Below are 21,314 nucleotides of genomic sequence, written 5' to 3' on the forward strand. Positions count from 1 at the left end.
CAAACTCCTGTATCCCGCCGGCTCTAGACGCGACACGAAGCACCGTCCTGCGGCATGAATTCGCACTTGGCGGGATAATAATTCCAGAATGGAAGACGCCGATGATCCCCTCCGAACGCCTGAAGGGCATCGAGGCCTTCGTCTGCACGGTCGATGCGGGCAGCTTCACCGCCGCCGGCATCCGGCTGAACCTCACCAACTCGGCGGTCAGCAAGAGCGTGGCACGGCTCGAGGCGCGGCTTGGCAGCCGGCTCTTCGAACGGACGACGCGCCGCCTGACGCTGACCGATGCCGGTGCGGCCTTCTACGACACCTGCGTTCGCGTCCTGGGCGATCTCGCAGACGCCGAAGCGGTACTGGCCGCGCATCGGTCGGAGATCGTCGGACGGCTGAAGGTCGACGTGCCGATCGCCTTCGGGCGGATGCAGGCGATGCCGGTGCTGCTCGCCTTCGCCGAACGCCATCCGAACCTACGGCCGATCATCACCTTCACCGATCGCAAGGTCGATCTCGTCGAGGAGGGTGTCGACGTCGCGATCCGGATCGGCGCGGCAGAGCCGTGGGCGGACCATCTCGGCCACCGCAATCTCGGCAGCGAACGCGTCATCTTCTGCGCCGCTCCCGCCTATATCGCGCGCTGCGGCACGCCGTCGTCGGCGGACGATCTCGCCGCCTTCGACTGTATCCTCTACGGCCGCGGCGACGGCAGCACGATCAACTGGCGGTTCGCCGATGCCGCCGGCCGCACCGAGGAGCGGGCGATGACGCCGCGCATCGTGCTCGGCAGCGCGGAAGCGCAGGTCGGTGCGGTCAAGGCCGGCTTCGGCATCGCCCAGCTCGCGACATGGCTGATCGAGACCGAACTCGAACGCGGCGAGCTCGTCGAGATCCTCCCCGACCGCGCCACCGTCGGCCTCCCCCTCCACCTCGTCTGGCCGCGACGACGGCAGCTCACCCCGAAGGTCGACGCGGTGCTCGACGCACTGACGCATGGATTGCGGATCGAATGATGAGAGGGGTGGCCGGTAGGATTATCGGGTAGTTAGAAATCATCACCGAGTCGGCAAGCAAGATCAGTCTCTCAACGGGCTGGAGAATGTCCTGCACCGACGGCGCCCTGGATCCGATTTTGCACATCATCCCACGTGATCAGTGGATAAAGATTATGGTCGCGCGCTTCCTGTTCGAACAGCGCCTGCAACGCGGCCAGCCTGGCGGGATATCTTTTCGACAGGTCGATCCGTTCGGTTGGGTCGTCGTTCAGATTGTACAGGCGCCACGTCGCGGTCGCGGCCGTGGCCGCCCCGCTGCCCACGAACAGCGGGTTGGGCACGGCCAATGATGCCTTCCATCCGTCTTGATAGATCGCGCGTGATCCGAAAATGTAATAATATTGGGTACGATGTCGGGAGGGCGCGGTGGCATCGTTGATCGTATAGGCCAGCGAGGTTCCCTGAATTGGTTGCTGCGCGATGCCCCGGATGGTGTTCGGCGCCTCGACTTGCACAAGATCCAGCGTGGTTGGCAGGATGTCGATGACGTGGCCATATTGCGTGCGGACGCCGCGCGCTTGGATACCCCTGGGATAGGAGACGATCAGCGGGTTGCGGGTGCCGCCCTCGCAATTGGCGTCCTGTTTCCAGCAGCGGAACGGCGTGTTGGCCGCCTGCGCCCAGCCAAGCGGATAATTGGCTTCGACGCCTTCCGGGGTGCCGATCTTGTCGATGAGCGTAAGATTATGAGCAAGATTGTCTGCGGCGCCGAGCGGCTTCGCCGTCAGCGGACGATCGACATCGCCGTTCAGCGTGCCTTCCTTGCTGGCGCCATTGTCGCCGATGATGACGACGAACAGCGTATTATCGAACTGGTTGATCTGCTTTAGATGATCGACAAGCCGCCCGATCTGCGCATCGGTATAGCTTAGATAGCCGGCATAGACTTCCATGAAGCGCGCATAGAGCCTTTTTTCTGCAGGGCTCAGGCTGGACCAAGGCTGGATCGACGGATCACGTGCCGGCAGCACGGCATTGGCGGGTATGACGCCCAATTTCTTCTGCTGCGCATAGACCTGCTGACGGTAGACGTCCCAACCGGCGTCGAACTTGCCGCGATAGCGGTCGCGCCATTCGGCCGGAACCTGATGCGGCGCGTGAGTGGCGCCCGGCGCATAATAAAGAAAGAAGGGCTTGGGCGGCAGCGGTGTCGCCAGCGGCTTGGCGGGGGTGGCATGTTGCTGGCGATCGATGAACGCGATCGCCTTGTCGGTGATCTGCTCGCTCAGGTGCCGGCCATCGGGGGTGACATGCGCCTGATCTTCAACCAGGTCAGGCTGGTATTGGTCGGTCTGCGAGCCGAGAAAGCCGAAGAAATGGTCGAAGCCCTTGCCGGTCGGCCAGCGATCGAACGGACCGGCATCCGTCGCGTCCTCGTCCGGGGTCACGCCATATTTGCCAACGGCGAAGGTGCTGTAGCCATTGTCGCGCAGGATTTCGGCGATCGTTCCGTCGTCGGAAGGCAGATAGCCGTCCCAGCCGGGAAAGCCGGCGGCGAGCGAATGATGCGAAAAGCCCGCCTCATGCACCGAAGAGCTGTTACGGCCGGTCAGCAATGCCGCGCGGGTCGGCGCGCAGATCGCGGTGGTGTGGAAGTTGGTATAGCGCAGCCCCTGTTGCGCCAATTGCTCCAGCCGCGGCGTGCTGATCCCACCCCCGAACGCACTTGCTGCGCCAAAGCCGACATCGTCGAGCAGTATCCAGACGATATTGGGCGCGCCGGCGGGTGCCCGGACCGGAACAGGCCAAGCCTCTGTGGAATCGGCGAGCGTCCGGCCAACTTTGCCCTGAAATGGCAGCGTTTGCGCCTGCGCTTGGCTCGCTATTGATAGCGCGCAGGCCAGGGCGGTCGTGCCGCGAAATGGTCTCCGTTTCATCGAATTTCCCCCTTTAGATGATGGATTTGGTATGCGCGGCGACCGATCGGGCGCGGCCGGGGCGATCGCGCGGCCCTTCCGGACGCCAGACGCAGCGAAAGCCGATGTGGGTCGTACCGGTATCGATCGTCTGCGCGTGGCGGGCAGCCGGGCGATAGCGACGGCAGTAATTCTCGGCGCACAGATGCGACCCGCCCTTCAGCACCTTGCGCCCGATCTTCCATTCCGGTGCGGATGGATCATGACTGCCCGCCTTGGTGCCGCCGCGCGGATTATGCGGCACGCAGCAGGAGCGTACGGGTGCAGCGACGACGGCATACCAATCGTCGGTCCATTCCCAGACATTGCCGATCAGATCGTACAGGCCGTAGGCGTTGGCCGGAAAGCTGCCGACCGGCGACGTGCCCGTCCAGCCATCCGCGCGTTCGTTCACCAGCGGGAATTCGCCTTGCCAGTAATTGGCGAACACCCGCCCCTCCGGTGCCAGCGTATCGCCCCAGGCGTAATCGGCGCGGTCCAGACCACCGCGGGCGGCAAATTCCCATTCCGCCTCCGTCGGCAATGCCTTGCCCGCCCAACCGGCGAAAGCGGCGGCGTCGTGATACGCGACCTGAACGACCGGATGATCCTCCAGCCCGTCCAACGAACTGTCCGGTCCGGTCGGGTGGCGCCAGTCTGCCCCGAACACGAAATGCCACCATTGGCCATGATCGTGCCGGTTTCGTAACTGTGCGGGCGGACGGAAGACCGAAGAACCGGGTCGGGCCATCGCCGCCGACATTCCCGGATAATCCTTCGGGTTCGGCGCAGTCTCGGCAACGGTGCGATACCCCGTCGCCGCCACGAAAGCGGCGAACTGCCGGTTGGTCACCGGATACGCGTCGATCCGGAAGCCATCCACCCGCACCTGCCGGACGGGCGCTTCTTCAGGGTAGAAGCTGTCGGATCCCATGAAGAAAGTGCCGCCAACAATTTCGATCATGTCCGAACCATCGGCCGACGTCCCCGCACGCCGGGCGGCGGGCTGAGCAAAATGGGATCGTGCAGGTCTGACCATCAATTTACCGCCATTTTCCAAATCCTCCCGGCGCACGCCCGCAATCTCCACGACGGCATAACGTCTTGTTTCGCGCCGCTCGCCGGCCTGAAACCTCGACGGCTCAATACATAGCAATTCTGTATGAATTACAGGCAATGCTGATCTTGTGGGGGATGACTAAAGAGGAGGTTTAGCCGAACGCACCGCCCCGGATGTCCGCGGGCAACACGCCCGATTGCGGCAATCGCCTAGCGCGCCGGCCCTGCAATGATCGCGCTCGTCCTCCTGTCGAGGGGCCAAATTCCCTGACCGGCGCCACCGCCCCGTCACCGCTGACGGTTCCAGCCAGAACGCTACCGCTCCAACCCGTCCTTGGCCGGCGAGAAGTTTTGATTAACTTGATACCCCATCAATTTAGTAGACTATGAGTCCTCATCGGGAAGGACCCGTCTTGCCTATGATCACTCAAAGCGTTTCGCCGTTTCGGCGATCTCAAGCTGCTGTCTGTCGTCGTCGGCGACGATATCCGGTGACGCTCGCCGTGATGTTCTCATGCCGTCCGGGCAGTTCGGACCGACACGAGCCTGTGCAAGTCGTGTCGTTGCTTGCGGTTACCTGCTCCGCCCCGATCCAACGATAGTTAGTCTTTCCGTTTCAACAGCTTACTAGCGAAAGGATAGATAATGACCCTCATCCAGCAAACCTTCGGCAGCCCGGCAGCCGTCGAGAGCCCGCTCGATATCCGCCCGGTCGCCGGCCGGATCGGCGCCGAGATCCGCGGCATACGGATCACCCGGGATCTGGAGGATCGCGGGACGCTGTCTGCCGTTCGCGACGCCCTGCTACGCCACAAGGTCATCTTCTTCCGCGGTCAGGACGATCTGGACGATGCCGCACACGAAGCCTTCGCCGCGCGGCTCGGCGATCCCGTCGCGCATCCCACGGTCCCGGTCGCCAGCGGGTCACGCTATCTGCTCGATCTCGAGAGCCGCGAAGGCGAAGCCGCCTCGAGCTGGCATACCGACGTGACGTTCGTTCCCGCTTATCCACAGGCGTCGATCCTGCGTGCGATCGTCGTGCCGCAGGCCGGCGGCGACACCCTTTGGGCCAATGCCGTTGCCGCATATGAGACGTTGCCGGCGCCGCTGCGCACGCTGGCGGACCAGCTGCGCGCGGTGCATTCCAATCTCTACGATTATGCGGCGTTCAAGCCGGGCGGGGTCGGCAGCGCCGCCGAGAAACATTATCGCGAGGTCTTCACCTCGACGGTCTACGAAACCGAGCATCCGGTGGTGCGCGTCCACCCAGAAACCGGCGAGCGGGCGCTGCTGCTCGGCCATTTCATCCAGAAGTTCGTCGGCCTGAAACAGGCGGATTCGCAACGGATCTTCGATGCCCTGCAGGGCCATGCGACTTCGTCGGAGAATACCGTACGCTGGCGCTGGAAGGCGGGTGACGTCGCGATATGGGACAATCGGGCGACCCAGCATCGTGCAATTGCCGACTTCGGCAAACAAGCGCGTCATCTCCGCCGCGCCACGGTGGCCGGTGACGTGCCGGTGGGCATCGATGGCCAGCCGAGCCGTGCGATCAAGCCGGCGCCGGTCGAACAGGCCGCTGCCGCCTGACAGCGGGACCACGTGGGGGCGGGATCGGTCGAGCTCGGCCGGCCGCATCCGGCCCCCAAGCGTCGGATCGGCGGTTCGCCGCCCAGAGCTCATCAGGAAAATGCATGTCACGCATCGCTCACCCGATTACGCAGGCCCTGTATCGCGCGGCCTTCGTCGCGACGGCTGCTTCGCTCGCCAGCGGCCCGGTTGCCGCCACAACACCCGCCGAACCGCCTGCTTCAGTCCGCGATCAGGTCGCCGCCGAACGGCTTGCCCTTCGCCTGATCCAGCGACCGGATGTGCAGGCGGCGCTCGGCCCGTTGGCGCAGGAGTGGCAAGCCGGTACCCCGGGCTTACTGCGCGAGACGTATCGCCAAATCCCGGAGTCGATCCGCGAGCTGGCGCTGCTAACCGCGCTGCAAACGATCGCTTCGGATCCCCGCCGTCCCAAAGTGATCGAGATATCGGCGCCTCCACATCGCTGGTACGGCCTCGACGTGCCGGGTGGACGATGGGGAATCAACAATCCCGATACGCTTTACTTTCTGGTGCCAGTCGAACCGGGCTCAACTTATGTAGTGACCGGGCAGCGGCACAGCCGCGGGCCGATCGACGCCAATTATTCGCTGCAGACCAGTGACGGCTGGGTGACGCTGGCGAACATCGGCTATGACGATCTGCAAGTCGGTGACGATGGCCGCTATCGGATCACGATCGACGACCAGCCAGCGCTTGGCCGCCGCAACCATATCCAGACCCGTGACGGTGCCCACTTCCTCCTGATCCGCAACACGTTGGGCGACTGGGCCAACGAACTACCCGACACGCTGACGGTCGAGCGTGTGGCGGGACCGGCGGCGGGACCGGTGCCGATCGATGATGCGCTGGCCGCGCAGATCATCGAACGGCTCCGCGCCACGGTGCGGCGTAGCATCGCCGAGTTGCAGCCGCCGATCCTGAAACGTCCCGCGAACAGCATCCCGCAACCCGGTGCGGTCGCCGACAAGCCCGGCTTCCTGGTTACGCAGCGCAATGCGTTGGGGCATTTCCGCATCACCGATGACGAGGCGATCATCGCGACGGTCAATCCTGGTGACGCGCGCTACGCAACCTTCCCGGTCACCAGCATCTGGGGGATCACGCCCGATCCGCGCCAGTACCAGAACAGTCTGAACGCCGCCCAGGCGGTGCCCAATGCCGATGGGACGATCACCGTCATACTATCCAACCGCGATCCGGGCGTTGCCAATTGGATCAACGCGGGCGGCTTGCACGAGGGCATCGTCATGCTGCGCTGGCAGCGGCTCGCCGCAGTCGATCCCGCGCGTGGCGGCCCGGCGGTCGAGGCAAAGCTGATCAGGTTCGCCGATCTGCCGGCACTTTTGCCCAAGGGCACGACGCTCGTCGCTCCAGCAGAACGAGTGGCGCGGCAGACGGAGCGCGCGCGGACCTTCGAGCGGCGCTTCACGGAACGCTGACCGATGGGAGCAGCACGGCGGCCCGGCGACGGGCCAGCCGATCAAATACGATTGGGGGAACGACGATGACGAACCGCAGCACCAAGCGGTCATATTTTCTGCGCGACATCATGACGGCCGCGTCACTGCTGGCGATCGCAACACCTGCGTTTGCGCAAGAGCGCGCAGGATCGACGGCGCCGACGGTTGCGGCAGCCGACGACCCGCCCGCGGACGGGGAAGTGGTGGTGACGGCGCGGCGGCGCAACGAACGGCTGCAGGACGTACCGATCGCGATTTCGGTCATCGGCGGGTCGGAACTCAGCGCCAAGCATCTGGAACGGGTCGCCGATTTCGCGATCAAGATCCCGAATTTCAGCGCCTTGCAACAGAATACCCGCGTATCGGGCCTGTATATTCGCGGCCTCGGCGGCAACGCCAGCAACGACGGCGCGGAAGGCGGCGTTGGGCTGATCGTCGACAACGTCGTCTACAATTACGTCGGGTTCAGCTGGCTCGATTTCGTCGATCTCGACAGCATCGAAATCGTCCGCGGGCCGCAGGGTACGTTGCTCGGCAAGAACACCACAGTTGGCGCGGTGGTGGTCAATACGCAGCTGCCCAGCTTCGACCGTTCGCTCAAGATCGCCGCGACCTATGGCGAACGAGACCTCAAACAGCTCCGCGTGAATGCAACCGGTCCGGTCACCGATACGCTCGCCTATCGCCTGACCTACGCCGGGAGCCTTGGCGGCGGCTGGATCACCAATGCCTATGACGGTCATAAGTATCTCGACAACAACCGGTGGTCGGTCCGCGGCCAGTTGCTGTGGACCCCCGCCGAGGGGATCAGCGACCGGCTTATCGCCGAGCATTACGAGACGAACGAATATAACAATTGGTATCCGCCGACGGTCGATGTCGATTATAACCTCAAGCCCGACAACAGCCGCTTCGTCACCGCCGCCAATCCCACCGGCGCACGCGCGAGCTGGTCGAGCAAGCTCAAGACCGTCTTCGGATATACACCCAGCTTCGGCGCGCCCGACAACGCCAATCTCGACACGCAGGGGCGGCTGGCCTCGCGCGTGGACGGCCTGTCCAACGAGGCGAATATCGAGGTCGGCGACGCGACGCTGACCTCCGTCTCGGCGTGGCGGCGGATGTATTTCCGGCCGTACAACGACAGTGACGGAAGCCCCTTGTCGATCCTGCGCAATGGCTTCGACGTCGACGTCGATCAATATACCCAGGAGCTTCGACTCGCCTCCGACAAGGGCGGCCTGCTCGACTGGACGATGGGCGCTTATTATCTGCACGAGGACCTCCGCAGCCGGCTACGGACGATCTATTATCGTGACGCCAGTGCCTTCTTCCTCGGCCCGACCGTTCCGTCCGGGGTACTCGCCGATCTGGAGGTCGATCGGGACGGGCGGATGAAGATCGATAGCCTGGCCGGGTTCGGGCAGGCGACGGCGCATCTCACCCCGGCGCTCTCCGTGACCGGCGGGCTGCGCTACACCAACGAGCGCAAAGCAGCCACCGTGGCCGGCTCATCCTTCGGCGCGCAGGAGCTGACCAACGGCCTCGCCGGCTATGCCGCCGGCCGCGCGGCGATCACCGGGTCGACGTACACGCTCGACACAGCGGTACGGCACGGGTCCTGGTCTTGGCTGATCAATCCGGCATGGAAGATCAACGACCATCTGAACGCTTATGCGGTCGCGAGTTACGGGGAGAAATCGGGGGCGGTGAACACCGCCGCCACCGCGGCGCAAGCCGGCGTGCTCATCATCGCGCCCGAAACCTCGCAGGATTTCGAGGCAGGTCTGAAAGGGCGCTGGTTGGACGGACGGTTGACCGCGAACGTCAATCTCTATTCCGACACGATCAAGAACTATCAGGATACCCAAGTCGATCGCAGCCAGCCGGTGCTCGGCACCTATTTGGCGAACGTCGGGAAGATCCGGTTGCGCGGCGTCGAGTTGGAAACCGCGCTGGAGCCCGTGCGCGGGTACACGCTCAGCTTCAACGCGGCCCACAATGACGCGCGCTATCTCTCCTACGAAGCGGCACCGGCGCCCCTCGAATATCAGGCTTATCTGGCGACGCAGCAGGGTGTCGCCGCCGCGGCGACGACGTTGTCGCTGAACGGATATCAAATCCGAAACGCGCCGCGGTGGACGCTCCAGGGGGGCGTGGACATCAACCGTCCCGTGTCCGATCGGGTAGCGTTGACCGCTTACGTCAATACGGCATTCCGCAGCCGCACCAACCTGGTCAATCCGCGGTCGATCTATTTCTGGCAGCCCGGCTATGCGCTGGTGAACGCAGGCCTCGGCGTCAAATCCGCCGACGACCGCTGGTCCGCGCTGCTCTGGTCGCGCAATCTCTTCGACCAGCGCTACGCCACCATGTTCAGCGCGGCAGGCGGCGCCTCGCCGATCAACCAGATCTTCGGCGAGCCGCGCACGATCGGCCTCACCGTGACCCGGCGGTTCCTTTGAACCGGCATCCGACCCCCTTCCCCAACGGAGACGTGCAATGACCAAACGCACCGACCACATTCGTCTTGGCGCCTTTCTGATGGCGACCGGCCACCATGTCGCGGCGTGGCGCCATCCGCGCGCCGCCGCCGACGCCGGCATTAATCTCGATCATTATGTCGCGATCGCGCAGAAGGCCGAAGCGGCCAAGTTCGACATGATGTTTCTTGCCGACAGCCAGGGGGGCTGGATCGACCGCAACGATCCCGACAGCATCGCGCCGGTGGCGCAGGTCGCCGGCTTCGAGCCGCTGACCCTTTTAGCCGCGATCGCCGCACGCACGCAGCGGATCGGCCTCGTGGCGACCGCGACGACGACATATTATCCGCCCTTCCTGCTGGCGCGGCTCTTCGCCTCGCTCGACACCGTGAGCGGCGGCCGCGCCGGTTGGAATCTCGTCACCTCCGCGTCGGCGGCCGAGGCGCAGAATTTCGGGCTGGCGCAGCATCCCGAGCCCGAGGTGCGCTATGCTCGCGCCGCCGAGTTCGCCGACGTGGTCAAGGGGTTGTGGGAAAGCTGGGAAGACGATGCGTTCCCGCGCGACCGCGAACTCGGGCAGTTCGCGGATCCGGCCAAGATGCACATTCTAAACCATCAGGGCGAGCATTTCTCCGTCGCCGGACCGCTCAACGTGCCGCGCTCACCACAGGGCCACCCGGTCGTCGTACAGGCCGGCTCGTCCGAGCCCGGCCGAGACCTTGCCGCCGCGACGGCGGAAGTCGTCTTCACCGCACATCAGACGCTCGAGTCCGCTGCCGCCTTCTATGCCGACGTGAAGGGTCGCCTAACCCGCTACGGCCGACAGCCCGATACGCTCAAGATCATGCCGGGGGTGATGGCGGTGGTCGGCGACAGCGAAGCACATGCTCGCGAGAAATACGAGGTACTGCAGCAGTTGGTTCATCCCGATATCGGGCTACGCTATCTCGCGCGACTGTTCGAGGACGACCGCCTGCTCACCCATGATCCCGACCAGCCGCTGCCCGACTGGCTGGAAGTCGACGGGCGCAAGAGCCGGCCCGTGCTGCTACTCGGCATGGCGCGCGCAGAAGGGTTGACCGCGCGCCAATTGCATCTGCGCGTGACCGGCGCACGCGGCCATTGGACGATCTTCGGCGATGCAGGCCAGATCGCCGACCAGCTCGAAAGCTGGTTCGACGGCTATGGCGCCGACGGGTTCAACGTGATGCCGCCGCATTTGCCCGACCATCTCGACGATTTCATCGCGCATGTCCTGCCCGAGCTTCGCCGGCGTGGCCGGTTTCGCGAAGACTATGACGGTACAACGCTGCGCGATCATCTCGGCCTGCCCTTCCCCACGCACCGCGCGCGTCAGGCGGCGCTGGCGGAAGCGGCAGAATGAAGCGGCGCAGCTTTCTCGCCGCCGGACTGTGCCTGGTTCTGAGCGCTTGCGGGGGTGATCGATCGGCACAGTCCGACGGTATCACCATCGGCTATCAGAAGGGCGGCCTGTTATTCGTCGCAGCGACGCGTGGCGTGATCGGCAAGACGCTGGAGGCCCACGGGATCGCTCCGGTTCGCTGGGTGCAGTTTCCCTCCGGTCCGCCGTTGATCGAGGCGATGCGCGCCGGCTCCGTCGATTTCGGCGTGGTTGGCGATACGCCGATCGCCTATGCCCAGGCGTCCGGCAACGACCTCCGCTATGTCGCCGCACATACCTATCCCAATGTCGTCAGCGGCGGGCTGATCGTACCGAACGGTGCGTCGATACGCAGCGCTGCCGATCTCAAGGGCAAGCGTCTCGCCTTTACCAAAGGGTCGGCCGCCGAACTGAGCGCCGTCGTCGCGCTGAAGAAACACGGCTTGACGCTCAAGGATCTGACCCCGGTCTATCTCACCCCGGCCGATGCGATCACCGCTTTCGCCAATCGGTCGATCGATGCTTGGCTGACCTGGGACCCATATCGTACCCTTGCCGAGCGGCGGTTCGGCGCGCGCGAGGTAGAGATCGACCGCGCCGGTCTGCGTGCGAGCGAATTCTATATCGCGCGCGGCGCCTTCGTCCGCGACCGGCCCAAGGCGTTGATCGCGCTGCTCGACGCCCTGCGCGACGAGGCTGGTTGGGCCAGCGCCCATCGCGACGAGGTCGCCCGGCTGGCCGCCGCCGCGACCGGCCTCTCGCCCGCCGTCGTGCACCAGATGCAGGACCGTTATGGCAACGACGCCTTCGCGGTCAATCCCATCACCCCGGCCGATATCGCCAACCAGCAGCGCGTCTCCGACTATTTGACCGAAGCGGGCATATTGACCCGCAAAATCGACGCGAAAGCCGCCGCCTGGACCGGTTGGACCCCGAACCCCTGAGGAGATGATCATGGCCACCCTCGCCCCCACCCCACCTCGCCGCGCAGCCGATCCACGGGCGGTCGCGGCGCGCGCGGCCGCCGCGCGTGATCGGCGCAGCCTCATCGCACGATCGCGCTGGACGCCATATCTACTGCCGGTAGCATTGCTTTCAGGTTGGCAGCTCGCCTCGATCACCGGGGCATTGCCGGTGACCATCCTGCCTGCACCGCTCGCGGTGATCGACGCCGCCGTGATGCTGCTGCGCAACGGTACGCTCGTCACCAATCTGTGGGTCAGCACCTTGCGCGCATTGACAGGGCTGATCGTAAGCGGTGGACTCGCGCTGCTTTTAGGATTCGTAACTGCGCTTGCGCCGGAACTACGACGTCTGCTCGATCCGACCTTGCAAGCATTGCGGACGATCCCGCCGCCCGCGCTGATTCCGCTCGTCATCCTTTGGTTCGGGATCGACGAGGTCGCCAAGATCCTGCTGGTCGGCTGGGGCGTATTCTTCCCGATCTATCTCAACACCTATCATGGGGTCAGCTCGGTCGATCGGGGGCTGATCGAGATGGGGCAGGTCTATGGCATGGAGCGGTGGACGCTGTTCCGCCGGATCATTTTGCCGGGCGCTTTGCCCTCGATCCTGATTGGTTTGCGCTTCGCCCTCGGCACGATGTGGCTGATGCTGATCGTCGCCGAGACGATCGCGGCCAATTCGGGCATCGGCTATATGGCTAATCAGGCGCGCGAATTCAGCCAGACCGACGTCATCGTGCTGGCGATCCTCCTCTATGCCGCACTCGGCAAGCTCGCCGACACGTCCACTCGCCTGATCGAACGACGCTTCCTGCGCTGGCACCCCACTTACGGAAAATCCTGAGATGGCTAGCGTACATCCTACGGCCGCCTATCCCCGTGCGGAAGCGGTCACCCAGGACGGCGCCCGCCTCGCCATCCGGGGACTGGGCGTCGCCTTCGGCGCCAACCGCGTCGTCGACGATCTCGATCTAGAGATCGAAAGCGGCCAGTTCGTTTCGATCGTCGGCCGCTCGGGCTGTGGCAAAAGCACCTTGTTGCGCGCCATCACCGGCCTGGAGCCGGCTGATCGCGGCACGATCGATCTGGATCGCGGCCGAACCCGCGTCGTGTTCCAGGAACCTCGGCTCCTGCCTTGGGAGCATGTGCTCGCCAACGTGGCAGTGGGTGCCGCAGGATCGGTACAGGAAAAACGCGACCAAGCTCTCGAGGCGCTCGATCTGGTCGGGCTGTCGGACAAAGCGGAGCAATGGCCGGCGCGGCTATCCGGTGGGCAGCGCCAACGTGTCGCACTCGCGCGCGCGCTAGTTAGCCGCCCACGCCTGTTGCTGCTCGACGAACCGCTCGGTGCGCTCGATGCGCTGACCCGGATCGAGATGCAGCGTTTGCTGGAGAACGTTTGGCGCCGCCAGGGATTCACCGCCTTGCTCGTCACCCACGACGTGGCCGAGGCGGTTGCACTCGGCGACCGGGTCGTCATCATGGAACATGGCCGCATCACCCACGACATCGCCGTTCCCGCACCGCACCCGCGCCGCCATGGCGATAGCGACCTTGCCGCAATCGAAGGTGAGATCCTCGATCAACTGCTGGAGGGTGGCACGACTGCCCCAGCGTCCGCTTATGCCCGAAAAGCCAGCCGATCCTATCTGTTGTAATCGGTGCTCGCGAGGTCCCTTATCCCGCTGCACCTGGATGGCGTGGAGCCTTTTAGAGCGGCGCTGGTCGCGGACGTTCGCCACGCATTCGGCGCTTCCCATCCTCCGGATCCATGCCCGTGCTATGCGGCGACCAAGAGCTGTCGCGTGGGCCGGGCTTCCAACCGGCGTCGCCGCGGTCGGGCGAGCCCGCATGCCGCGCACCATCGCCGCGCCCCGTCGCATGCGGGAAATCCATCTGCCCGACCTGCGCGAGCAGCGGTCCATGGTCGATAATTCGGTCGCAGATGACGTGGATCACCTGTCCCTCCTTCTGCACGCGCCCCTTCATCCCGATCATCGCCGCCGACATCACGGTGCGGCGCTGTGCCTCGAAGCGGTCGGGCCACAGGATGCCGTTGGCGATTCCCGTCTCATCCTCGATGGTGATGAACAGCACGCCCTTGGCCGAACCCGGCTTCTGGCGGACGAGGATGCCGGTCGACCATCGCGGCAGGTTCGATCGGCACGAGATCGTCGAGCCGGTTGTGCGTCAGCACGAAGCCGCCGGGATGCTGCGACAGGTGGCGCGGCGTGCCGATCAGCCGCCTCGCGAGATCGAGCGCCAGCCGCAGGCGCCGGTCATCCATGTTGAGGTTGAGCTACTGGACCTGTTTCTCGCCGACGCCTTCCTGGCTCCAGCCCCACACCAGTCCGGCCAATGCCTTGGTGAGATCCTCGGGGAGGCCCAGCGCCTTGCCGACCTCGCGCACCGCGCCGCGTGCGCGATAGCGGGTGACGACCGCGGTCAATGCGGCATGGGTGCGGCCGTAGGTTTCATAGATCCACTGGATGATCTCCTCGCGGCGCTCATGCTCGAAGTCGAAGTCGACGTCGATGTCGGGCGGCTCGCGGCGCTCGCCCGAGATGAAGCGTTCGAACAACAGCTCGTGCTTGATCGGGTCGATCGAGGTGATGCCGAGCATGAAGCAGACGCAGCTGTTCGCCGCGGAGCCGCGGCTCTGGCACAGGATGCCGCGGCGCCGACTCTCCGCGACGATACTGTTCACGGTCAGGAAGTAGTCCGGCTTCTTCCAGCGCAGCCATCATCGCTATCCGCCACTCAGGATCGCTGAGCCCGCGCTCCGCGCGGATGATGATATGGACGATCGGGTTCTTGCGACCGCTGCGCGCGGCCGCACGGTCGAGGACAGCGGCCGCGTTCGCCATGTTGTAAATACCGTGCATGTCGAAGAGGCGGACGCCTGCCTGTTCCGCCGGCGTACGGTCGAGCGGCCGCTGATAGACAAGCAGCCGTCAGCGGAGTCTCCGCGGGTGACCTTGATGATCATCGCTCGTTGATCCGGGGGTGAATGTCGCCGATAGCCTTGTCGGCTTTCTCGAGAAGCCGGGCGACGATCGCCGGAAGGGTCGCGCGGAGGCAATCCGCGTCATCGAAGCGGAGCGTGCCGGTCTGAATGCGCTCGAGTAGCGCCGGTAGTGCCGCGATTTGGCTCGCTAATCCGTCCAGGGCGGCGAGCGTATCCACCCACTTGTGGACCGTTGGCGCGGGGGAGGGTGGCGTAGGCCGTGTAAACACGCCTGGCAGATGATGGCGAAGCCAGTCGCCGCGCGCTTGGGGACCGTGGAAACCCGCATCGCCGACCAATTGATCAAACTGACCCAGTTCATCTTCATTCCGCAGCCGAATACGCACGTCGCGGTGCCGCTGACGGGATCCCGATCCGGAGGTGCCGCTCATCGCGCATCTCCCCAAACCTGAGTTTGCGGCCAGCGAGGAGTTCCCCAAACTGAAGCGCCCCGGGTTTCGGGGAGGCAGTTTCATTTGAGTCATGCCGCGATAGCAGAGGGCTTTTGTCCGGCATAGTATGCGGCTTCGGCTTCAGCGGGAGTGACGTATCCGATGGGACCGAAGAGGCGATGGTTGTTGAACCAGTCGACCCAGCGCAGCGTCGCCATCTCGACCGCGGCGAGGCTGGGCCAGGACCGCTGGCGCCAGATGACCTCGACCTTGAACAGGCCGTTGATCGTCTCGGCGAGGGCATTGTCGTAGGAATCCCCCACACTGCCGACGGACGGTACGAGCTGCGCCTCGGCGAGGCGCTGGGTGTAGCTCATCGCGAAATATTGCGAGCCCCTGTCCGAATGGTGCACGAGTTCGTCCCTGCCGGTCGGTCGCCTGGCATGGATGGCCTGCTCGAGCGCGTCGAGCACGAAGCCCGCCGTCGCGGACGCGCTGACCTTCCATCCGACGATTCGGCGGGCGAAAGCGTCGATGACGAAAGCAACGTAGACGAACCCCGCCCGAGTGTGGACGTAGGTGAAATCCACGACCCACAGCGCATTCGGGCGCTCGACGCGGAAGGTGCGGTTGACCTTGTCGAGCGAAAAAGCCGCCTTCCGGTCGGGCACCGTGGTGATGCAGGTCCTACCCCGTCGTACGCCCGCCAGCCCCATGGCCTTCATCAACCGCTTCACCGTGCATCTGGCGACCCTGATCTGCTCGCGCAGCAACTGACGCCACACCTTGCGTGCACCATACAGCCCAAAGCTCGCCTCATGGACGCGCCGGATATGACCCTTGAGGTCATCGTCGCGCCGCGCCCGGGCCGGACGTTTGTCCGGATCGATGCGGCGTGCCACATGGCGGCGGTAGGCGGAGGGGGCGATCGCCAGTTCCCGGCAGATCGGCTCGATCCCCAACTCCGCACGATGGTCGTCGATGAACGACATCGTCATTTCCCGTGGCGGTCGAGCTCCGCCTGCGCGAAATATGCCGACGCCTTCCTGAGGATCTCGTTCGCCCGGCGCAGTTCCTTCACCTCACGCTCCAGCAACCGCAGCCGTTCGCGGTCATCGGCCGCCTGCGCGACCGGCCCGGCACGCCGCGACGCATCGTCTCCGCCGTACAGCCGATCTTGCCGGCAATCGAGGTGATCGCTTCCCATTCCGAAGCATGATCCGCCCGGTGCTCGCCAACCATCCGAACCGCCCGCTCGCGGACCTCGGGCGAAAATTTGTTCGTCGTCTTGCTCATTCCGGTTGCTCCTACTCACAAGTTGCAGCCTCCGCGAAACCCGGGGCGCTTCAAGTAGGTCAATGTCGCCTAGGCTGGCGATCATCGCGGGGACCTGCTTAGCGACCGATCGGTAGAAGATGTCGATGACAGGCCGGGCATGGGAACGGCGGGTGGTCGGCCATCCGGATCACCTCAGATGATGAGCTGAGGTAGCGGAACGATGAGCCAGGTTTGCGGACGCGGGACATGCCGAGGCCCTACTCTGCTCCGCCCCCTAAGATCATCAGGTGCTTTTGGTCTGACGAAGCCAGTTACAGGTACATCCCGCCGACTTATGAAAACGAACCCGAAACGATCTGGATGATCCAGCGAATCCGATAAGCCTCGAGGCGATCGAGACGGTCGCTCAGTCCTCTACGAAACGAAGGCTCCAGATATGTCACGACCAGCCAAGCAACTATGAGGATGACGCTTACAGAAACCAGTAACGTCGCACCAGGAGACATCCCAGCTCGCAATTGTAGTCGGCTGAGCGATAAGCCGAGGGGCTGATGCAGCAGATAGACCGGAAAGGTCATCAGGCCGAGTTGCCTTACAACGAACGTCCCCCGCCCCAGCATCCGGTGTGCAGCCGCGTTCCAGCGAAGCGAGGCGACAACAAAGGCGAGCGCGCCCATAAGCGCGACAATGGGCGGCACGGGACTCATCGGCAGACCCGCCCAGGCCGATGCGTTAACCGCCTCCATGCCGATCTGCATCATGCCCGCGACCAAGAACGCCGCTACGATCGCGATCCGAGACCGAGTAGCGCCCCAGTTATGGATGATCCAGATCATAGCGCCGATCGCAAAGAAACAGCCGTGCTGCACGAGCAGTAATTTCGCGAGTCGATGGCTTGTGATCGCCACTACCGCGGACTCCAGCGGCCCCGGTATCGCTTTCGCTGCGATTGTCACGATCCAAGCCAGCAACGAGATCGTTCCCAGCGCAAGGACGACCGACTCAAATTGGTCGAAGCGCCGACGCCACAGAACAACGAACACCATCGCGTAGAAGACGATCTCAAGCGGCAGCGTCCAATAGCTGCTCGCGACCCATGGTCCGGTCGGGAAAAGCGCCAGGGAAAGCGCATACAGCTTCAGTGTCGTCATGACCGGCGTACCATCGGCGAGCAGCGCGAATACCGATACCGTCGCGCATATCCATATGCCCGGGACGAGCCGCAAGATTCGCCCTCTCAAAAATGACGCGGCGGTTCTCCCATTCGCGGTGAAGGCGATCACAAAGCCGCTGATCACGAAGAATATCTGTACACCGACCCAGCCCGTATCGACGTAACGCGTCCAGCCCGAATAGACGCGGAACAGCGCCGCCGCCTCCGCCCCGCGCGAATGCGGGTTGGCCCATTCCAGATAGGTGAGATGATAGACGGTCACCATCAGCGCCGCCATCAGTCGCAGCAGATCTAGTCCGACGATCTGGCTCGATGCAGCCGACCGGCCCGCCGTTATCATCAAAAAAACTTCTCACGGACCCGGATCGTATCGCCGGGCTCGATGAGGGTAGCGGCGGTCACCTCGACCTTGGCCTCGATGGTTTCACCGGCATGGGTGATCAGGACTTTGCGCGCATTGGCGCGGTAGGTGAATCCTTGTGCCGTTGCCACTGCGCTGAACACGGTCAAACCGGGGCTATAGGGATACATGCCCGGCTTGTTGACCTCGCCTAGGATATAGAAGGGCCGGAATCCGATGACCTCGGCGGTCACTTTCGGGGCGTTGACCAGCCCCTTCGCCAGACGCTGTGCGATACCGGCGCGGAGTTCGGGCACAGTGCTGCCACCGGCTTCGACGTCACCGATCAAGGGGAAGGAAATCGTGCCGCGCTCGGATACGGAATACTCGCCCGTCATCCCCTCCTCGTCATAAACCGTTATGCGAAGGCGGTCGCCAGGACCGAGATGATAATCGACCAGGGTCGTCCCGCGCGCTGCGATGCCCGACTTCTCCTGCGCAAGCGACGGCGTTTGCAACGTCACGCACAGCATGATTGCGATGCCCTTCAAATGGTTGGCCATCATCGTTTATCCTCCACCTGGTTTTGCCGATCCACGTTGTGGCCTTGCCTCCGCCCCTGATTGAACAGTCGCTCGATCGTGCGTCTTTCAATGCCCCACCGGCATGACCCGGTCGGACGGTTCATCAGGCCGATCGTGCGGCAAGGACGGGACGAACAACGGGCTGAATGCGAGCCATCGGCATATCGACGGGTTCCATCAGGGCGCGTGTGCCGGGTGTATTCCACGTCCGGTAGGTCCGGCCGCGCCATGCATCCGCCATGCCCAATCCGGTCGCCCAGAACTGCATCCCAGCTGCTAGCAACTTAGCGATAAGTGCGATGGGGAACCGGATCGTGAGGAACACAATCGCTGCGGTCGCGACGAGGAGCGGCAGTCCTAGCCGCCCCCCGAGGAACGCCACCATCGCGCAAGCGGCAAGGACGATCGCGACAAGTGCAAGCCACACGCTGTACCAGCGGATCAGCTTGTGAAAGAGATATTTGCCGATGTTCAACGGGCTCATCGCCAGTACGCGGCGGCGGATGTGGCTATGGGTCATGTAGGCGCGGCACGCGATACGCCGACGACGTCGGAATTCCTCGCTTCCTTCTACGACAGCGGCTTCATAGGCCCGTACGTCGGGCGCGCTGACCAGTCGCTTGCCTGCGAACACCACACTCATTGATACGATGAAGTCGTCGAGCAGATCGGGTGGCACCAGAGGATAAAGCGCGCGACGCGTAGCGAAGATCGAGCCATCGGCCCCCATCGTCGAGCCGCTTGCCGATTCGCGACGCTTGATCGTCTCCTCCAGCCGCCAATAGGCCGATGAGGCTATCGTCGCGTCACTCGCTTCAGGATTGGTGTAATGCAGTGTCCCGCACACGCCGCCGATGTCGGGATCCGAAAAATAGGCCAGCAGCCTCGGCACGCAACGGGCATCCAGCATGACGTTCGCATCGGTGAAGATCACGATATCGGTCGTGCAGGCGTTGACGAGTCGCGTCATGCCCGCTGCCTTGCCGGTGCGCTCGCCCGTGGTATCGACATCGACGATGTCGCCCGCCGCACGAAGCAGCTCAAGGGTTCCGTCGGTGCTCAGATCAACGAAACAGCGGAATTGCATCGTTGGCCATACGGATCGGATCGCCCGCAGATTGGCGATCTTGCCAGGCAAGGAAGCCGCCTCGTTATAGGCGCAAAACACCAGCGTGGCCGACGGCGCGCGCTGCGCGCGCAAGCGCAACGGCCGGTTTCGCAGGAGGAGCAGCGCAAGAGGATAGATGGTGTACGGAAACATCGCCAGCAAGCCAGCCGTTATCGCCATCGTGAGAAGTGCCAAGGCGATCACGTCGCGCTCCGCAGCACCTGGGAAGAAGGATGCGCCCGAGCCCGCATGAGCGTGGATGCGATAATGTCCTGCATGCGCGTGTGCGCGCGTACCGCCTCGACCATGTCTGCGCCCCGCGTCCGCCAATCGAACCGCCCATCGCACGCGAGAAACGCATTGTTCTGAAGTCCGTTGAGACGATCGGGATCGGCAACGATCTCGATGCACAATTGCGTCAGCGCCGCCATATTGGGAGCTTCGAGATAATCTTGCCCGGCCTGTAAGGGCAGGCCGTCGATAGCACCGGTGATGCCCGCCATGGGGAGCCGCGAGAAGATGTAGCTAGCCAGCCGCACCTTGACGCCGCGCCCAACCGTGTCTGGTACGACGCCGAGCCGAGCACCCTGCAGATGCGCGTCAAGATCCTCTACAAATCCCGAGAAGACGACCGACGGATACCGCTGCTGCAATTGCGCGCGGAACAGCGGGTCGACGTCGCCGACGACGTCCATCTCTATACCGGCGTCCGCAAACGGGCGTGCGCAAGCGGCCAGCCAATCGCGCAGGATGTTGCGCTTGTGGATCGGCCCCCTGCCGCCGAGCACCACGATGCGCATCGGGGTGCTGTGATCGATACGTCGCGATGCGCGCCGGATGCCGTCATAGCCTGGAAGCGTCGTGATATATTGCTTGGCCGGCACGTGACGATCGAAGAGCGCCTGTTCGTTGGGGTTGATGAGACTGACGATGTCCGCGGCACGGATGACGCGGTCTTCCCATCCGCCGATCTTCCAGCCGTCCATCTTCATCACTGCCGTCTGGAGCGGGCCGCCGACATAGCTGGCGTATTTCTCCGACCGTGTAGTCCGTTCGTGTTCGTGTGAAAGATAGATGAGGCACGCGCCAGGATTGCGTTCGCGCCAGTCACGGACGCTGGGGAGGACGTGAACGGACGCGATATGGTCGAGAACCACCGCGTCCCAGTGTTGCGCAAGCAATTCACGCAGCTTGCGGCGATAGGGGGCGGTCGCGTTGCGCCACATGATGTTCGGCATGGGCGTAAGCAGCGACAGCGCTTGTGGGCGACGCGTTCGGGCGACGAGATGCCACGCGACGCCGTCTTGCTCGAAAGCGCCGGTCGCCAGCGCACCGTTGGTCGCGGCAAGGACGGTCAGCCGGCACGCCGTCGCTAGCGATCCGATCACGCCGCGCGAATAGGCGATCTCGCCGCCGAATACCGGGCGATGCGGATAGACCCGGGTCAGGTACAATATCCGCAACGGCGCGAGCTGAAACCCGCTTCTCATGAGCATATCATCTG

16 protein-coding genes, 2 pseudogenes and 1 other annotated feature are annotated in these 21,314 nt (G+C 64.0%); of the genes and pseudogenes, 9 read left to right on the forward strand and 9 right to left on the reverse strand.

Features of this window, described 5'->3' with window-relative positions:
* The first annotated feature begins 101 nt into the window (after nucleotides 1-101).
* Nucleotides 102-1,010 (forward strand): LysR family transcriptional regulator, encoded by a 909-nt coding sequence (locus ACLBWH_RS15230; RefSeq protein WP_447799706.1) that lies wholly within the window; start codon nucleotides 102-104, stop codon nucleotides 1,008-1,010.
* Nucleotides 1,011-1,081: 71 nt separating this feature from the next.
* Here the strand turns inward: ACLBWH_RS15230 and ACLBWH_RS15235 are convergent, their stop codons facing one another.
* Together ACLBWH_RS15235 and ACLBWH_RS15240 are read right to left on the reverse strand one after the other, a co-directional pair.
* Nucleotides 1,082-2,929, reverse strand: coding sequence for an arylsulfatase (locus tag ACLBWH_RS15235; RefSeq protein ID WP_447799707.1), 1,848 nt, complete (start codon nucleotides 2,927-2,929; stop codon nucleotides 1,082-1,084).
* Nucleotides 2,930-2,942: 13 nt separating this feature from the next.
* The gene (locus ACLBWH_RS15240; RefSeq protein ID WP_447799747.1) at nucleotides 2,943-3,911 is read right to left on the reverse strand and encodes a formylglycine-generating enzyme family protein; all 969 of its coding nucleotides are present in this window, start codon (nucleotides 3,909-3,911) and stop codon (nucleotides 2,943-2,945) included.
* Nucleotides 3,912-4,651: 740 nt separating this feature from the next.
* On the opposite strand from ACLBWH_RS15240, the gene ACLBWH_RS15245 reads away from it, so the two are divergent.
* The 7 genes from ACLBWH_RS15245 to ACLBWH_RS15275 all read left to right on the forward strand — a co-directional run bounded on the left by ACLBWH_RS15245 (nucleotide 4,652) and on the right by ACLBWH_RS15275 (nucleotide 13,585).
* Nucleotides 4,652-5,596 carry a TauD/TfdA dioxygenase family protein gene (locus tag ACLBWH_RS15245; RefSeq protein ID WP_447799708.1) on the forward strand — a complete coding sequence of 315 codons (945 nt, stop codon included), beginning with the start codon at nucleotides 4,652-4,654 and terminating at the stop codon, nucleotides 5,594-5,596.
* Between the two features lie 281 nt (nucleotides 5,597-5,877).
* A complete protein-coding gene (locus ACLBWH_RS15250) occupies nucleotides 5,878-7,056 on the forward strand; it encodes a hypothetical protein (RefSeq protein WP_447799709.1) in 1,179 nt (392 codons plus the stop codon).
* A 227-nt stretch (nucleotides 7,057-7,283) separates the two neighbouring features.
* Complete coding sequence (locus ACLBWH_RS15255) at nucleotides 7,284-9,542, forward strand: TonB-dependent receptor (RefSeq protein WP_447799710.1); 2,259 nt, start codon at nucleotides 7,284-7,286, stop codon at nucleotides 9,540-9,542.
* A gap of 37 nt (nucleotides 9,543-9,579) precedes the next feature.
* Nucleotides 9,580-10,944, forward strand: a complete 1,365-nt coding sequence (locus tag ACLBWH_RS15260) for an LLM class flavin-dependent oxidoreductase (RefSeq protein ID WP_447799711.1) — start codon at nucleotides 9,580-9,582, stop codon at nucleotides 10,942-10,944.
* Entirely contained in the window at nucleotides 10,941-11,906 is a 966-nt protein-coding gene (locus tag ACLBWH_RS15265) for an aliphatic sulfonate ABC transporter substrate-binding protein (protein ID WP_447799712.1), read from the forward strand. Before ACLBWH_RS15260 ends, ACLBWH_RS15265 begins: the two co-directional genes overlap by 4 nt.
* 10 nt (nucleotides 11,907-11,916) lie before the next feature.
* Entirely contained in the window at nucleotides 11,917-12,771 is an 855-nt protein-coding gene (locus ACLBWH_RS15270; protein WP_447799713.1) for an ABC transporter permease subunit, read from the forward strand.
* Between the two features lies 1 nt (nucleotide 12,772).
* Nucleotides 12,773-13,585: an ABC transporter ATP-binding protein gene (locus ACLBWH_RS15275; protein WP_447799714.1), complete on the forward strand. Its 813-nt coding sequence runs from the start codon at nucleotides 12,773-12,775 to the stop codon at nucleotides 13,583-13,585.
* 52 nt (nucleotides 13,586-13,637) lie between these two features.
* Here ACLBWH_RS15275 and ACLBWH_RS15280 read toward each other — a convergent pair.
* Nucleotides 13,638-14,646, reverse strand: a pseudogene (locus ACLBWH_RS15280) (OB-fold nucleic acid binding domain-containing protein); the annotation flags it as partial.
* Nucleotides 14,647-14,725: 79 nt separating this feature from the next.
* On the opposite strand from ACLBWH_RS15280, the gene ACLBWH_RS15285 reads away from it, so the two are divergent.
* The gene (locus ACLBWH_RS15285; protein ID WP_447799715.1) at nucleotides 14,726-14,926 is read left to right on the forward strand and encodes a hypothetical protein; all 201 of its coding nucleotides are present in this window, start codon (nucleotides 14,726-14,728) and stop codon (nucleotides 14,924-14,926) included.
* Here ACLBWH_RS15285 and ACLBWH_RS15290 read toward each other — a convergent pair.
* From ACLBWH_RS15290 to ACLBWH_RS15315, 6 genes and pseudogenes are all read right to left on the reverse strand, one after another.
* The gene (locus ACLBWH_RS15290) at nucleotides 14,913-15,326 is read right to left on the reverse strand and encodes a hypothetical protein (protein ID WP_447799716.1); all 414 of its coding nucleotides are present in this window, start codon (nucleotides 15,324-15,326) and stop codon (nucleotides 14,913-14,915) included. The genes ACLBWH_RS15285 and ACLBWH_RS15290 overlap by 14 nt on opposite strands.
* A gap of 89 nt (nucleotides 15,327-15,415) precedes the next feature.
* Nucleotides 15,416-16,622 (reverse strand): annotated as a pseudogene (locus tag ACLBWH_RS15295) (IS3 family transposase).
* Nucleotides 16,247-16,363: a sequence feature (AL1L pseudoknot), on the reverse strand. It overlaps the preceding pseudogene by 117 nt.
* A 314-nt stretch (nucleotides 16,623-16,936) precedes the next feature.
* Nucleotides 16,937-18,118, reverse strand: coding sequence for an acyltransferase family protein (locus ACLBWH_RS15300; protein ID WP_447799717.1), 1,182 nt, complete (start codon nucleotides 18,116-18,118; stop codon nucleotides 16,937-16,939).
* Nucleotides 18,118-18,684, reverse strand: coding sequence for a polysaccharide biosynthesis/export family protein (locus ACLBWH_RS15305; protein ID WP_447799718.1), 567 nt, complete (start codon nucleotides 18,682-18,684; stop codon nucleotides 18,118-18,120). The genes ACLBWH_RS15300 and ACLBWH_RS15305 overlap by 1 nt, the downstream gene beginning before the upstream one ends.
* A 121-nt stretch (nucleotides 18,685-18,805) precedes the next feature.
* Entirely contained in the window at nucleotides 18,806-20,014 is a 1,209-nt protein-coding gene (locus tag ACLBWH_RS15310) for a glycosyltransferase (RefSeq protein ID WP_447799719.1), read from the reverse strand.
* Nucleotides 20,011-21,273, reverse strand: a complete 1,263-nt coding sequence (locus ACLBWH_RS15315; RefSeq protein ID WP_447799720.1) for a hypothetical protein — start codon at nucleotides 21,271-21,273, stop codon at nucleotides 20,011-20,013. Before ACLBWH_RS15315 ends, ACLBWH_RS15310 begins: the two co-directional genes overlap by 4 nt.
* Between the last annotated feature and the right edge of the window lie 41 nt (nucleotides 21,274-21,314).

It is taken from the genome of Sphingomonas sp. M6A6_1c (assembly GCF_053345135.1).

Bases quoted from the DNA above. Each gene is read 5' to 3' on its own strand.
- ACLBWH_RS15230 (WP_447799706.1), top strand. From the start codon at position 102: ATGATCCCCTCCGAACGCCTGAAGGGCATCGAGGCCTTCGTCTGCACG.
- ACLBWH_RS15235 (WP_447799707.1), bottom strand. From the start codon at position 2,929: ATGAAACGGAGACCATTTCGCGGCACGACCGCCCTGGCCTGCGCGCTA.
- ACLBWH_RS15240 (WP_447799747.1), bottom strand. From the start codon at position 3,911: ATGATCGAAATTGTTGGCGGCACTTTCTTCATGGGATCCGACAGCTTC.
- ACLBWH_RS15245 (WP_447799708.1), top strand. From the start codon at position 4,652: ATGACCCTCATCCAGCAAACCTTCGGCAGCCCGGCAGCCGTCGAGAGC.
- ACLBWH_RS15260 (WP_447799711.1), top strand. From the start codon at position 9,580: ATGACCAAACGCACCGACCACATTCGTCTTGGCGCCTTTCTGATGGCG.
- ACLBWH_RS15265 (WP_447799712.1), top strand. From the start codon at position 10,941: ATGAAGCGGCGCAGCTTTCTCGCCGCCGGACTGTGCCTGGTTCTGAGC.
- ACLBWH_RS15270 (WP_447799713.1), top strand. From the start codon at position 11,917: ATGGCCACCCTCGCCCCCACCCCACCTCGCCGCGCAGCCGATCCACGG.
- ACLBWH_RS15275 (WP_447799714.1), top strand. From the start codon at position 12,773: ATGGCTAGCGTACATCCTACGGCCGCCTATCCCCGTGCGGAAGCGGTC.
- ACLBWH_RS15285 (WP_447799715.1), top strand. From the start codon at position 14,726: ATGGACGATCGGGTTCTTGCGACCGCTGCGCGCGGCCGCACGGTCGAG.
- ACLBWH_RS15290 (WP_447799716.1), bottom strand. From the start codon at position 15,326: ATGAGCGGCACCTCCGGATCGGGATCCCGTCAGCGGCACCGCGACGTG.
- ACLBWH_RS15300 (WP_447799717.1), bottom strand. From the start codon at position 18,118: ATGATAACGGCGGGCCGGTCGGCTGCATCGAGCCAGATCGTCGGACTA.
- ACLBWH_RS15305 (WP_447799718.1), bottom strand. From the start codon at position 18,684: ATGATGGCCAACCATTTGAAGGGCATCGCAATCATGCTGTGCGTGACG.